We start from the raw sequence: 13,785 nt of genomic DNA, 5'->3' as shown, positions 1-13,785 counted from the left end.
GACCGGGCGCGCGCCGAGGGGACCGCCGCACTGTGCGCCCATGACCGACCCCCGTGGCGCTCTTCGCGACGCGGCCCCGGAGCGCGCCGCACCCGCCGGCCTGCCGGCACCGGCCGCCCACGCGCGGGCGGTCCTCCCCCGCCAACCGGCCTCCCGTCCTCCGTCCGTCGGCCGCTCCTGAACGGAGTGCCCGCGAGGGCGTTCCGCACGGGGTCCGGTTCAGGACGAACCCGCGCGGCGCCGACGGGGGACGAGCGGCGGTGACGCGCTGTGCCCGGGACGCGCACGCGGCCGGAACCGTTCCCCGGAACCCCGCGTTCCGCCGCCTGCCGCCCGCAGCGGCGGGAAAACCCGCTTCCGCCGGGCCGTCGCCGGGGACGATGACAGCGGAGGGAACGGGCCGGAGGGGGAGGCGATGACGGCGACGGTGGGCGCTCTGCTGCGGACCATGCTCGCGATGGCCCTGCTGGGGGGCTTCTACGCGGTGTCGTGGGCGCTGGTGCTGGGCTACGCGGTCCTGTCGGCCGGTGTGCTGTGGGTGCTGCTGGTCGACGGCGCGCGCATGACCATACCGACGCCGCTGTACGCGGTCGCCTTCGGGCTGCCGGCCGTGCTGGCGGTACTGCGCGGGCTGTTCTCCGGCGGGCGCGCCCCGGCCGCCCGCGGGGGCCGGGCGGTCACCCGGCGGCAGGCCCCGCGGCTGTGGGAGACGGTCACCGGCCTGGCGCGCGCGACCGGCGCGCCCGAGCCGACCGAGATCCGGCTGACCCTGGAGGCCAACGCCTCCGTGAGCGAGGAGACCCGCCCCGGCGCCGGGGTGACCGCCCGGCGCATGGAGATCGGCGTACCGCTGCTGGCCGGGCTGAGCGAGGACGAGCTGCGGGCGGTCCTCTGCCACGAGCTGGGCCACTACGCGCGCCGGCACACCCGGTTCGCGGCGACCGCCCACCGGGGCTCGGCCGCCCTGCACACGGCACGCACCGGCATCGCCGAGGCGGCCGGGGGCAACGCCGTGGTGGCGTTCTACTCGGGCTTCCAGGGCTGGGTTCTGGGGGTGTACGCGTGGCTGTTCGACGCCGTCACCCTCGGCGTGCGGAGGCGGCAGGAGTTCCAGGCGGACGCGGCCGCGGCGGCCGTCGTGGGGCGGGAGGCCACGGCGTCCGCCCTGACCGCCGTCCACGCCGTCGGCGCGGCCTGGGCCGACTACCGGGCCCGGCTGCTGGACCCCATGGTCGGGCGCGGGCTGACGCCCGACGACCCGCTGCGGCCCTTCGCCGAGATGCTGGCCGACCCCGGGTACGCCGAGGCGCTCGGTGAGTGGCGGCGCGGGATGCCGGAGCCGCCCCGCTCCCGGCTGGACTCCCATCCGCCGCTGAGCCGGCGCCTGGCCGCCCTCGCCCGCGGCGAGGACGTTCCGGACCCACCGTCCGCCCTGGGGACGGGAGTGGCGGCGGACGCCGCGTACCTCCGGCTCCCCGAGGGGGCGTGGGGCTCCCTGCTGCGCCCGCTCCTGCCGCCGTCCGGGCCCCGAGGGCTCGGGCAGCCGTGGCAGGAGTGGCTGGACGACGCGGCCGGGGCGCAGATGGTCCAGGCCGTCGAGGACCTGCGCGGGCCCCTGGCCGGGCTCGGCGTCCCGCCGGAGCCGACCGTGGACGCCGTCCTGGGGCTGCTGAAGGACGGGCGCGGCGCCGAGCTGGCCGAGGCACTGCACGAGACGGGCTGGGGCATGGACCAGTGGGGCCTGCCGGGATCGCCCGTGGAGGTGCTGGAGACCCTGGTGGGAGTGGGGCTCGCGGACGCCGGGCGGGCGGGGTGGAGCCTGCGCTGGACGGAGCCGAGCGCCCTGGTCGTCCACGACGACGAGGCCCGGGAGGCGGTGGAGCTGGCGCGGGCGGCGGCAGCCGATCCCGCGGCCGTGCCCCTGTTGCGCGCCCGTCTCGTCCTGTGCGGCGTCAACACCGCGGCACCGCTGGACCGCACCGGCCCGATGGCCCGCCCGTCCGGCGGAGCCGGTCCCGCCACCGGTCCCGGAACCGGAACCGGTGGCGGGAAGTCCGGCCGGCTGAACGGCAGACCGGGGATGCTGGTGGCCGCGGTGGTGGTCCTGGTGGTGTTCACCTGGAACCTGCTCACCGGGGACGACGTGACCGAGCGGCCCTCCCTCCCGGGCACGCCGGTCGCTCCCCGCTCCTCGCGCCCCTTCTCGCCCCTGCCGCACCCGCCGCCCCTCGTACCTCCTCCGGCCGGCCCGGCGGCCGAGTGCGGGCCCAGGGAGCTCCGGCTGGCGGGCGACTGCGTACCGATCGGCGACCTCGTCGCCACACCGAAGCCGGTCATCACGCCGGACCCCGGCGCCGCGCTCCGGTCGCCGCAGTGAGCGTGCCGGAGCGGGCGGGCCGCCGGAGGACGCGTGCCCGGCGGCCGGGGCCGGGCGGCCGGCGGCGGCTCCCTAGCATGGGTGCCATGGACAAGTGTCCGGCCGAGGCCGGGGAACCCCGGGCGACACCGGCACCCGGCCCGGCCCGGGCGCCGTGGCTGATCGTGCTCGCGGCGTGCGCGGGCCAGTTCCTCGTCGTCCTCGACGTCTCGGTCGTCAACGTGGCGCTGCCGTCCATGCGCGCCGGGCTGCGGATGGACGCCGAGCAGCTCCAGTGGGTGGTCAACACCTACACGCTGACCTTCGCCGGGTTCATGCTGCTCGGCGGGCGGGCCGGCGACCTCTTCGGACGCAAGCGCGTGTTCCTGGCCGGGCTCGGCCTGTTCACCGCCGCCAGCCTCGCCGGCGGCCTCGCGCAGGAGCCCTGGCAGCTGCTGGCCGCGCGGGCCGTGCAGGGGACGGGGGCCGCCGTCCTCGCCCCCTCCACCCTGACCCTGCTCACCACCTCCGTGTCCGAGGGACCGGCCCGCGCCCGGGCCATCGGCACCTGGACGGCGGTGGGGGCCGGCGGCGGCGCGGCGGGCGGGTTCGTCGGCGGTGTGCTCACCGACACGCTGTCCTGGCGCTGGGTGCTGCTGGTCAACGTCCCCATCGGCGTGCTCGTACTGCTCGCGGTGGCGCTCCGGCTGTCGGCGGACCACCCGGCCGGGGGCGCGCACCGCCTCGACGTGCCCGGCGCGGTGCTGGTCACCGGCGGCCTCGGCGCGATGGCGTACGGCATCGTGCAGACCGAGGCGGTCGGCTGGGCCGAGCCGGCCACGCTCGTGCCCCTGCTGGGCGGCCTGGCGCTGCTGGGCGCGTTCGTCGCGGTCGAGTCCCGTACCGGGGCGCCGCTGATGCCGCTGCGCCTGTTCCGGCTGCCGTCGGTGTCGGCGGCCAACGCCGCGATGTTCGTCTGCGGCGCGGCGCTGGTCTCCTCCTGGTACTTCATGTCGCTGTACATGCAGAACGTGCTGCTCTACACGCCCCTCCAGGCGGGTCTGGGGTTCCTGCCGCACTCGCTCGGCGTCGTCGCCGGTTCCAAGCTCGCACCCCGGCTGATGCACCGGGCCGGGGCCCGGAACACCGCGCTGACGGGCGTGGCGCTGGCGGCGGGCGGCTTCCTGTGGTTCAGCTCGGTCATGGCCGCCGGCGGCGGCTACACGGCCACGGTGATGGGGCCCGGGGTCACCACGATGCTCGGCACCGGGCTGCTGGCCACCCCGCTGGCCTCCCTGGCCACCTCCGGCGCCCCGCACCGGGACGCGGGCGTGGTCTCGGCGATGGTGAACACCTCCCGCACCATGGGCGGCACCCTGGGGCTGGCGGTGCTCTCCACCGTCGCGGTCTCCCGGATCGCCGACGAGACCCCCGAGGGCCTCGCCCCCGGTTACGCCCTGGCCTTCCGCACCGGCGCGGCGGTCCTGGGGTGCTGTCTGCTGCTGGTCGCGCTGACGCTGCCGGGGGAGGGCCGCCGGGCCCGGTGACGCGGGGGCGGCGCGCAGGGAGGTGCGGCGGGCGCGCCCCCTCACCAGTACCGGTCGCGCAGGTCGTCCACGCAGGCCTGGCTCTCGGAGGAGGTGTCGGCGTTCCGCACGCAGTCGCGGAAGTCGTCGATCTCGTCGGAGTTGAGGAAGGCCACCGTGGCGGCGATGAGGGCCGTGGAGAGCGCCAGCCCGGTGAAGCCCGTGATCGCCCCGGTGAGGGCCATCCACCCGTTGGTCGCCTCGCCCCGCCTGACGCGTCGGTGACCGGCGACGCCGAACACGACGGCCAGCACCCCCAGGACCACGCCGAGGAGGGCGGTCCAGAACATCACCAGGGCGATCAGGCCGAGGACGAGGGCTGCGACGCCCATCCCGTCGCGGGGCCGTGCCGGGGGCTCCGGGGGCGGTGGTCCGGGCGCCGGCTCCCCGTAGTGGCCCCAGTCCTGCGGAGGTGGGCAGGAATGCGAGGGCACTGTGTCCTCCCCTCGGGGGTTTGGCCGGTCCCGCGGACCTGACGGCGTTCGCGTCCTTCCGCCGTACCCGTCCGCCGGGCACCCATGCCGCCGTGCCGCCGCGGATTCGGCCCGGTGCGCGGGGAGCTCGGCCCCCCCTCCGCCGGGGACGCGGGGGCCGCGTTAGCGTCGAGGGTGTGGACCACGAGAACGCCGGCGCCGACCGCACCCCGCCCCCGCCCGATCTGTTCTCGCACGAGTTCGCCACCGATCCCTACCCCGCGTACGCCTGGCTGCGCGAGCACGCGCCCGTGCGCCGCACCGTACTGCCCAGCGGGGTGGAGGCGTGGCTGGTGACGCGGTACGCGGACGCGCGCGAGACGCTGGCCGACCTGCGGCTGAGCAAGAACCCCGCCCACCACAGCGAGGCCGCGCACGGCAAGGGGAAGGTGGGCATCCCCGGCGAGCGCGGCGCCAACCTGATGACGCACCTGCTCAACATCGACCCGCCCGACCACACCCGGCTGCGGCGGCTGGTGTCCAAGGCGTTCACCCCGCGCCGCGTGGCGGCCTTCGAGCCGCGGGTGCGGGAACTGGCCGACCGGCTCGTCGACGGCTTCGCGGAGCGCGGGAGCGCCGACCTCATCCACGAGTTCGCGTTCCCGCTGCCGATCCACGCCATCTGCGACATGCTCGGCGTCCCGGCCGAGGACCAGGACGACTTCCGCGACTGGGCGGGCATGATGATCCGTCACGGGGGCGGTCCGCGCGGCGGGGTGGGCCGGGCCGTGAAGCGGATGCGCGCGTACCTGGCCGAGCTGATCCACCGCAAGCGCGGCGACCCGGGCGACGACCTGATCTCCGGACTGATCCGGGCGAGCGACCACGGCGAGCACCTGACGGAGAACGAGGCCGCGGCGATGGCCTTCATCCTGCTGTTCGCCGGCTTCGAGACCACCGTCAACCTCATCGGCAACGGCACCTACGCGCTGCTGCGCCACCCGGAGCAGCGGCGGCTGCTCCAGGACGCGCTGGCGGCCGGCGACGACGGGCTGCTGCGGACGGCGGTGGAGGAACTGCTGCGCTACGACGGGCCGGTGGAGCTGGCGACCTGGCGGTTCGCCACCGAGCCGCTGGAGATCGGCGGGCAGCGCATCGGCGCCGGCGACCCGGTGCTGGTGGTGCTGGCCGCCGCCGACCGCGACCCGGCGCGGTTCGCGGACCCGGACGCCCTGGACCTCACGCGCGGTGACAATCCTCACCTCGGATACGGCCACGGCATCCACTACTGTCTGGGCGCGCCGCTGGCACGACTGGAGGGGCGGATCGCGCTGACGGCCCTGCTGGGACGCCTCCCCGACCTGCGGCTCGCGGCGGAATCCGCCGATCTGCGCTGGCGGGGCGGCCTCATCATGCGGGGACTGCGTGAGCTGCCGGTGGAGTTCGAGCCGGTGCGCGGGTGACGCACGGTCATGTGCGTGATCCGTGCGTGATCTACGGGACACTGACTTGTGATGATCAGCCCGGTGACGCTACGTTCAACCGTCAACCGCTCAACCTTGCCGGCTGTCCACGCACGAGAGGTTCCACACATGCTTTCCGGGAACGGTAGACACCGCCGCCCCCGCCAGGCTCCCGCCGTCTTCGTCACGGCCGGAGTGACCGGCGCGGGATTCGCCATCCCGCTGCTCGGGGCGGCGGGCGCCCAGGCGGCAGACCTCGACACCTGGGACCGGGTCGCGCAGTGCGAGAGCGGCGGCCTGTGGAGCGCCGACACCGGCAACGGCTACTACGGCGGGCTCCAGCTCACCCAGGAGATCTGGGAGCGGTACGGCGGTACGGCGTACGCCGAGCGACCCGACCTCGCCAGCCGCAGCCAGCAGGTCGCGGTGGCCGAGAAGATCCTCGCCGACCGGGGGCCGGAGGCCTGGCCCTCCTGCGGCGTCAACGCCGGGCTGCGCCACGACACCACCGGCGAGGCCCCGGCCATCGACCCGGACAACCTCCTGCCGGAGGAGGACACGCGGGACGGCGGGGGCGGCGGAGGTCTCCTGGACGGCACCGCGCCGGGCGGCGGCGCGGCGGAGGAGGACTCCCCGGCCGAGGACGGCGGCGGCGCGAAGGACGGCGCCCAGGGCGAGCGGAAGGCGCCGGAGGGCGACGGCGCCGGGGACGGTACGGAGGCCGGCGGGGCGGACGACGCCGCGGAGGGCGGCTCCCGCGCCGGCCCGGGAGAGGGTACCGGAAAGCACCGCGGCGAGCGCGATCCGCGCGAACTGGAGCCGGATCGCGGGGCGGACGGCGCGGAAGACCGGGAGGCCGTGGGCGAGGAGCGCTCCGGGGAGGCCGCCGACCGCTCCGCCCGTGCCGAGCGTCCCGCGCTGGCGGGCACCGTGAGCGGCCTGGGCGCCCGTGCGGCGGACGAGGGCCATCTCGTGCGCCCGGGGGAGTCGCTCGTGGCGATCGCCCAGGAGCACGGCGTCCCGGGCGGCTGGAGCGGCCTGTACGAGAACAACAAGGACGTCGTGGGCGAGGATCCGGACCTGATCCTGCCCGGACAGGAGCTCACCCTCGGGTGAGTGCGGACGGCCCTGCGGCGTGACCCTCCCGGGCGATTGCGGCGTGTCGTTCCTGTCCGGCCTAACGCTCCTCAGCTGACCTGCGGGTTCCGGCCGTGCGAGCGTCAGAAAGGGTGAATCACCAGTTTCTGACATGCTTTGAGACATATGTCCCCATGTGCTTACCGTCGTCTCGCTCGCACCGCGAGTGCCACCGACCGCAGCGCCGAATCCTGCCGGCGGCCGGTGGGCAGTCGTCGCGTCAGCGCCGAGGGCAGGAGCGGGGGAACCAGGTAGGCGCCGCCCCGGGCCGCACGGTCCGGAGCGGCTTGGGGTGAAGTCGTCCGGGGCTCCGCGCCCCGGACGGCCGGGCTTGCTCACTGCCCGAACCCGACAGCTCACCTCGCAGGCGTCGGTGAGACAAGGAACGTCCATGCTGTTCACCGGCAAAGGGCACGACAGCCGCACCGCCAGGGCCGTTCGCGCGGCCGCGCTGACGGGCGCCGCGGGCGCCGCCATCGCCGTCCCGGTGGCGGGCGCGCCGGACGCCTCGGCCGCGTCCGTCGACACCTGGGAGCGGGTGGCCCAGTGCGAATCCGGCGGCGACTGGTCCATCAACACCGGCAACGGCTACTACGGCGGGCTGCAGTTCGCCCAGTCCAGCTGGGAGGCCGCCGGCGGCACCCGGTACGCGCCGCGCGCGGACCTGGCCACCAGGGAGCAGCAGATCGCCGTGGCCGAGCGGCTGCTGGCCATGCAGGGCCCGCGTGCCTGGGCCTGCGCCGCGAAGGGCGGCCTCACCTCGGGCGGACCCGCGGCCGAGGTGGACCCGGACGGCGGCCGCTCCGCCGGCTCCGGCTCCGGCTCCGGGCAGGCGTACTCCGACTCGCAGAGGCGGTCTCAGGAACAGTTCCAGGAGCAGTCCCGGCCGCAGGGCGCCCCCGAGCGGGCGGACGGCCACCGGAGCGACGCCGGGTCCGGCTACACGGTCAAGTCCGGCGACACGCTGCGCGCCATCGCCGCCGCCCACGGCACCACCTGGCAGCAGGTCTACCAGGACAACCTCGACGTCGTCGGCGACGACCCCAACCTGATCTTCCCCGGCCAGCAGCTCCGGGTCTGATCCCCTGCTGTGCCCGCCCCGGCGCCATGCCCGTCACCCGGCGGCGCCGTCCCGGTGCGGTGTGTCACCTCCTTTCGCGGAGGGCGCGCCGCACCGGGTTTATTCAATTTGGAAACAAAACGCTCCCGCCCCTTCTGAGCTGCGATTTCACCCACCGTTCCGCCGTATGGCACGGGCTGTCGGCGAGGTGGCGTGCGCGGGCCGGATAGGCTCAGGGCACTGAGACCCGACACACACGCCCGACACACACGAAGGAGACCCTCGTGCCGTCCATCGACGTCGTAGTGGCCCGCGAGATCCTCGACTCGCGAGGCAACCCCACGGTCGAGGTCGAGGTCGGCCTCGACGACGGCAGCACCGGCCGTGCAGCCGTTCCGTCCGGCGCCTCCACGGGCGCCTTCGAGGCACTGGAGCTGCGCGACGGGGACAAGGGCCGCTACGGCGGCAAGGGCGTCGAGAAGGCCGTCCTCGCCGTCATCGAGCAGATCGGCCCGGAGCTGGTCGGCTACGACGCCACCGAGCAGCGCCTGATCGACCAGGCGATGTTCGACCTGGACGCCACCCCGGACAAGTCCTCCCTCGGCGCCAACGCCATCCTCGGCGTCTCGCTGGCCGTCGCCCACGCCGCCTCCGAGGCGTCCGACCTGCCGCTGTTCCGCTACCTCGGCGGACCGAACGCGCACCTGCTGCCGGTGCCGATGATGAACATCCTCAACGGCGGCTCGCACGCCGACTCCAACGTGGACATCCAGGAGTTCATGATCGCGCCGATCGGCGCCGAGTCCTTCTCCGAGGCCTTGCGCTGGGGTACCGAGGTCTACCACACCCTCAAGAAGGTGCTGAAGGAGCGCGGCCTGTCCACCGGTCTGGGCGACGAGGGCGGCTTCGCCCCGAACCTCGGCTCCAACCGCGAGGCGCTCGACCTCATCCTGGAGGCGGTCAGGCAGGCCGGCTACACCCCCGGCCAGGACATCGCCCTCGCACTGGACGTCGCCGCCTCCGAGTTCCACAAGGACGGCCGCTACGCCTTCGAGGGCCAGGAGCGCACCGCCGCCCAGATGACCGACTACTACGCCGAGCTGGTCGAGGCGTACCCGCTGGTCTCCATCGAGGACCCGCTGTTCGAGGACGACTGGGACGGCTGGAAGACCATCACCGAGCGCCTGGGCGACAAGGTCCAGCTCGTCGGTGACGACCTGTTCGTCACCAACCCCGAGCGCCTGGCCCGCGGTATCGAGGAGGGCGCCGCCAACGCCCTGCTGGTCAAGGTCAACCAGATCGGCTCCCTGACCGAGACGCTGGACGCCGTCGAACTGGCCCAGCGCAACGGCTTCAAGTGCATGATGTCCCACCGCTCCGGCGAGACCGAGGACGTCACCATCGCCGACCTGGCCGTCGCCACCAACTGCGGTCAGATCAAGACCGGCGCCCCGGCCCGCTCCGAGCGCGTCGCCAAGTACAACCAGCTGCTGCGCATCGAGGAGATCCTCGACGACGCCGCCGTGTACGCCGGGCGCTCGGCGTTCCCGCGGTTCCGCTCCGCGGACCGGTAAGCACAGCCGCTCCGCGGACCGGTAAGCACAGCCGCCGGAGCGGCCCCGCCGTCACCGCGTCCCCGTCCCCGTCCCGTACGGTGGCGGGGACGCGGCGGCATACGGCGACACGGCACGGCGACAGGACACGGCGACAACAGGCAGCAGGGGAGGCCAGGTGGCCGCGGAACGGGACAGGTTCTCCACCGCGACCAGGCTCAGGGCACTGGGCACACAGGCGGCCGAGCGCGTCTACCGCGCCCAGAACCGCCGGATGCGCGCCCCCCGCCGCAGCCGGCTGACCGGCCGCGCCGCACTGCTCGTCCTGGTCCTGTGCTCGCTCGTCGTCGCCCTGGCCTACCCCATGCGGCAGTACGTGTCGCAGCGTGCGGAGATCGAGGAGCAGCGGCGTCTGGTCGAGGAGCTGCGCGGCCGGGTCGAGGACAAGCGCGACCTGAAGGTCCGCTGGAAGGACCCGGCCTACGTCGAGCGGATGATCCGCGAGCACCTGCTCTACGTGCGCCCCGGCGAGACCGGTTACATCCTCTCGGGCGGCACCGCCGACCGTACCGGCGAGAGCGCCTCCCGCTCCCGCCGCGGCGCCGGGCCCGGTCCCACCGAGCAGGTCTGGTTCCGGCACCTGTGGGACGGCCTGGACGCGGCGGACGCCTCCGGCGCCGCGGGGCAGCGCCCCTGACGTGGACCGGCCGCGGACCGGACGTGCTCCTTCCGCTCCCTGGGCCCGACCGCTTCGCCGGGCCCCGCGTCCGGCCCCGGTGCCCCTGAGGCATCCTGGCCGTATGGAAACGCCCCCGCCCCGTACCGGGCCCACCGCGCCGACCGAAGCCGACGTCGAGGCATTCCAGCAGCAGCTCGGCCGCCCGCCGCGCGGTCTGCGCGCCATCGCGCACCGCTGCCCCTGCGGGCAGCCCGACGTGGTGGAGACCGCGCCGCGGCTGGAGGACGGCACGCCCTTCCCGACCACGTACTACCTCACCTGTCCGCGCGCGGCCTCCGCGATCGGCACGCTGGAGGCCGAGGGCGTGATGAAGGAGATGACCGAGCGGCTGCGCACCGACCCGGAGCTGGCCGCCGCGTACCGCCGGGCGCACGAGGACTACATCGCCCGCCGCGACGCCATCGAGGTGCTGGAGGGCTTTCCCAGCGCGGGCGGGATGCCCGACCGGGTCAAGTGCCTGCACGTCCTGGTCGCCCACTCGCTGGCCGCGGGCCCGGGCGTCAACCCGCTGGGCGACGAGGCGATCACCATGCTCCCGGAGTGGTGGCGCAAGGGGCCGTGCGTGAGCGCGGCCGGGGACGGCCGGGACGGCGGGGAGGAAGCACGGTGACGGGGACGACGGACGGCACGGCGGCCGGCCGGACGGTCAGGGTCGCCGCCATCGACTGCGGCACCAACTCCATCCGCCTGCTCGTCGCCGACATCGACCCGGCCACCGGCGAGCTGACCGACCTCGACCGCCGGATGACCATCGTCCGCCTCGGTCAGGGCGTGGACCGGACCGGGCGACTGGCCCCCGAGGCGCTGGAGCGCACCTTCGCGGCCTGCCGCGAGTACGCCGAGGTGATCCGCGGGCACGGCGTCACCCCCGGGCGCACCCGCTTCGTCGCCACCTCCGCCTCGCGCGACGCGGAGAACCGGGACGACTTCGTGCGCGGCGTCGTGGACATCCTGGGCGTCGAACCCGAGGTGATCACCGGCGACCAGGAGGCAGCCCTCTCCTTCACCGGCGCCACCAGGGAGCTGGCGGGCGCGGAGCACCTGGAGGGGCCGTACCTGGTGGTGGACATCGGCGGCGGTTCCACGGAGTTCGTGGTGGGGGACGACGGGGTGCGGGCGGCCCGCAGCGTGGACATCGGGTGCGTCCGGCTGACCGAGCGCCATCTGCTGCGTGACGGCACGATCACCGACCCTCCCGCAAAGGCGCAGATCGCCGCGGTGAGGGCGGACGCCGAGGCCGCGCTGGACCTGGTGGAGAAGACGGTCCCGCTGGCCGAGGCCCGGACGCTGGTGGGGCTGGCCGGTTCGGTCACCACCGTCGCCGCCGTCGCGCTGGGGCTGTCCGAGTACGACCCGTCCGCCATCCACCACTCCCGGATCGGCGCGGAGAAGGTCGCGGAGGTCACCGCGCGCCTGCTGGCCGCCACCCACGACGAGCGCGCCGCCATCCCCGTGATGCACCCGGGCCGGGTGGACGTGATCGGCGCGGGCGCCCTGGTCCTCCAGACGATCATGGAGCGCACCGGGGCCCGGGAGGTCGTGGTCAGCGAACACGACATCCTCGACGGCATCGCCCACTCCCGCGCCGCGCGCTGACCCGGCGCCTGGCCCACGGCGCCCCGGCGGTGCCGGCCGCTCCCGTGCGTCCTCGCGAAGGCGTGGTCGGGGCGCGGCGGAAGACCCCGCCGGGAAAGTTCGTGAAGTTCTTCACAAGGAAAAGCGCGCCGACGGGCGATGTTACCTGCCGGTAGCGGCAGTTTGGGGTCTTCGCGGCTCGGGAGAGGTGGTTCCGGTGATGCCGGAGGAGCGGGCCCCTCTGTCGCGGCGACCGTGTCGACCGGCTCTCCCGGAGAGCGACTACGCAGCTCACGGCAGGTGTTGAACGTGCCGTGAGGTGCGCCGGTTCCCGGTCGCGGGTGTGGTTCCGGTCACGGGGCGGCGGAGTGTAGCAGAAGAGGGTGGGGCGCTTGTGAAGACCCTCACGAGGGTCCCCCCGAACGGCAGTGGATACTCGAAGGCATGAGCACCACGGAGCGTCCGCGAATCCTCGTAGTGGGTGGCGGGTACGTCGGTCTGTACGCAGCGCGCCGCATCCTGAAGAAGATGCGGTACGGCGAGGCGACCGTCACCGTCGTCGACCCGCGCTCGTACATGACGTACCAGCCCTTCCTGCCCGAGGCAGCCGCCGGGTCCATCTCCCCGCGCCACGTCGTCGTCCCGCTGCGGCGCGTGCTCCCCAAGGCGGAGGTCCTCACCGGCCGCGTCACCACCATCGACCAGGACCGCAAGGTCGCCGTGGTCTCGCCGCTGGTCGGCGAGTCCTACGAGCTGCCCTTCGACTACCTGGTCGTCGCGCTCGGCGCGGTCTCCCGCACCTTCCCGATCCCCGGCCTGGCCGAGAACGGCATCGGCATGAAGGGCGTCGAGGAGGCCATCGGTCTGCGCAACCACGTACTGGAGCAGCTCGACAAGGCCGACTCCACCAACGACGAGGCCGTCCGCCGCCGGGCGCTGACCTTCGTCTTCGTCGGCGGCGGCTTCGCCGGGGCCGAGACCATCGGCGAGGTCGAGGACATGGCGCGCGACGCGGCCAAGTACTACGGCAACGTCCGCCGCGAGGACATGCGCTTCGTCCTCGTCGACGCCGCGGACAAGATCCTCCCCGAGGTCGGTCCCGAACTCGGCAAGTGGGGTCTGGAACACCTCCAGAAGCGCGGCGTGGAGGTCTACCTGTCCACGTCCATGGAATCCTGCGTCGACGGCCACGTGGTGCTCAAGAACGGCCTCGAGGTGGACTCCGACACCATCGTGTGGACCGCCGGCGTCAAGCCCAACCCGGCGCTGGCCCGCTTCGGCCTGCCGCTGGGCCCGCGCGGCCACGTGGACACCGAGGCGACGCTCCAGGTCAAGGGCTCCGGCCACATCTGGGCCGCGGGCGACAACGCCCAGGTCCCCGACCTCGTCGGCCGCGACGCGGGCAACGAGAACGCCTGGTGCCCGCCGAACGCCCAGCACGCGCTGCGCCAGGCCAAGGTGCTCGGCGACAACGTGATCTCGGGCATGCGGGGCTTCCCGCAGAGCGAGTACCGCCACGCCAACAAGGGTGCGGTGGCCGGCCTCGGCCTCCACAAGGGCGTCGCGATGATCGCCCTGGGCAAGCGGGTCAAGCTCAAGCTCAAGGGCCGGCTCGCCTGGTACATGCACCGCGGCTACCACGGCCTCGCGGTGCCCACCTGGAACCGCAAGATCCGGGTCTTCGCGGACTGGACGCTCGCGATGTTCCTCAAGCGCGAGGTCGTCTCCCTCGGCGCCGTGGAGAACCCGCGCGAGGAGTTCTACGAGGCCGCCGCCCCGGTCTCGGCCGCCGCGCGGGAGCCCCGGCCCAAGGCCAAGGCCTCCTGACGGGGCGCCGGACACCGGCGCGCACCGCGCACGCCGCCGGGGCGCCCGCCCCTCCCCGCACAGGGAGGGGCGGGCG

At 74.5% G+C, this 13,785-nt stretch carries 11 protein-coding genes and 1 riboswitch; of the genes, 10 read left to right on the top strand and 1 reads right to left on the bottom strand.

The genetic code is table 11. The features are described 5' to 3' along the window. The first annotated feature begins 415 nt into the window (after nucleotides 1-415). The gene (locus AC2CJA_RS15370; protein WP_484603269.1) at nucleotides 416-2,377 is read left to right on the top strand and encodes a M48 family metalloprotease; all 1,962 of its coding nucleotides are present in this window, start codon (nucleotides 416-418) and stop codon (nucleotides 2,375-2,377) included. Between the two features lie 86 nt (nucleotides 2,378-2,463). Then, the gene (locus AC2CJA_RS15365; RefSeq protein ID WP_484603268.1) at nucleotides 2,464-3,903 is read left to right on the top strand and encodes an MFS transporter; all 1,440 of its coding nucleotides are present in this window, start codon (nucleotides 2,464-2,466) and stop codon (nucleotides 3,901-3,903) included. Nucleotides 3,904-3,944: 41 nt separating this feature from the next. Here AC2CJA_RS15365 and AC2CJA_RS15360 read toward each other — a convergent pair whose 3' ends face one another. Next, nucleotides 3,945-4,274, bottom strand: a complete 330-nt coding sequence (locus AC2CJA_RS15360) for a DUF4190 domain-containing protein (RefSeq protein WP_484603267.1) — start codon at nucleotides 4,272-4,274, stop codon at nucleotides 3,945-3,947. Nucleotides 4,275-4,552: 278 nt separating this feature from the next. On the opposite strand from AC2CJA_RS15360, the gene AC2CJA_RS15355 reads away from it, so the two are divergent. The 8 genes from AC2CJA_RS15355 to AC2CJA_RS15320 all read left to right on the top strand — a co-directional run bounded on the left by AC2CJA_RS15355 (nucleotide 4,553) and on the right by AC2CJA_RS15320 (nucleotide 13,709). Further along, complete coding sequence (locus AC2CJA_RS15355) at nucleotides 4,553-5,818, top strand: cytochrome P450 family protein (RefSeq protein WP_484603266.1); 1,266 nt, start codon at nucleotides 4,553-4,555, stop codon at nucleotides 5,816-5,818. Between the two features lie 129 nt (nucleotides 5,819-5,947). Next, nucleotides 5,948-6,934: a transglycosylase family protein gene (locus tag AC2CJA_RS15350; RefSeq protein ID WP_484603265.1), complete on the top strand. Its 987-nt coding sequence runs from the start codon at nucleotides 5,948-5,950 to the stop codon at nucleotides 6,932-6,934. 235 nt (nucleotides 6,935-7,169) lie between these two features. Continuing rightward, a riboswitch (cyclic di-AMP (ydaO/yuaA leader) is annotated at nucleotides 7,170-7,340 on the top strand. A gap of 6 nt (nucleotides 7,341-7,346) precedes the next feature. Next, entirely contained in the window at nucleotides 7,347-8,036 is a 690-nt protein-coding gene (locus AC2CJA_RS15345) for a LysM peptidoglycan-binding domain-containing protein (protein WP_484603264.1), read from the top strand. Between the two features lie 263 nt (nucleotides 8,037-8,299). Then, on the top strand, nucleotides 8,300-9,589 hold the full coding sequence (gene eno / locus AC2CJA_RS15340) for a phosphopyruvate hydratase (protein ID WP_484603263.1): 1,290 nt from the start codon (nucleotides 8,300-8,302) through the stop codon (nucleotides 9,587-9,589). Nucleotides 9,590-9,746: 157 nt separating this feature from the next. Beyond that, entirely contained in the window at nucleotides 9,747-10,265 is a 519-nt protein-coding gene (locus AC2CJA_RS15335) for an FtsB family cell division protein (RefSeq protein WP_484603262.1), read from the top strand. 103 nt (nucleotides 10,266-10,368) lie between these two features. Further along, nucleotides 10,369-10,917, top strand: a complete 549-nt coding sequence (locus AC2CJA_RS15330; RefSeq protein ID WP_484603261.1) for a DUF501 domain-containing protein — start codon at nucleotides 10,369-10,371, stop codon at nucleotides 10,915-10,917. After that, the gene (locus AC2CJA_RS15325; RefSeq protein WP_484603260.1) at nucleotides 10,914-11,903 is read left to right on the top strand and encodes a Ppx/GppA phosphatase family protein; all 990 of its coding nucleotides are present in this window, start codon (nucleotides 10,914-10,916) and stop codon (nucleotides 11,901-11,903) included. Before AC2CJA_RS15330 ends, AC2CJA_RS15325 begins: the two co-directional genes overlap by 4 nt. A 423-nt stretch (nucleotides 11,904-12,326) precedes the next feature. Then, entirely contained in the window at nucleotides 12,327-13,709 is a 1,383-nt protein-coding gene (locus AC2CJA_RS15320) for an NAD(P)/FAD-dependent oxidoreductase (protein ID WP_484603259.1), read from the top strand. The last annotated feature ends 76 nt before the right edge of the window (nucleotides 13,710-13,785 follow it).

The sequence above is a fragment of the Streptomyces sp. ATLC9 genome (genome assembly GCF_057196705.1).
The sequence above is the reverse complement of the archived record's forward strand: the minus strand, read 5'-3'. Positions and strand labels throughout refer to the sequence as shown.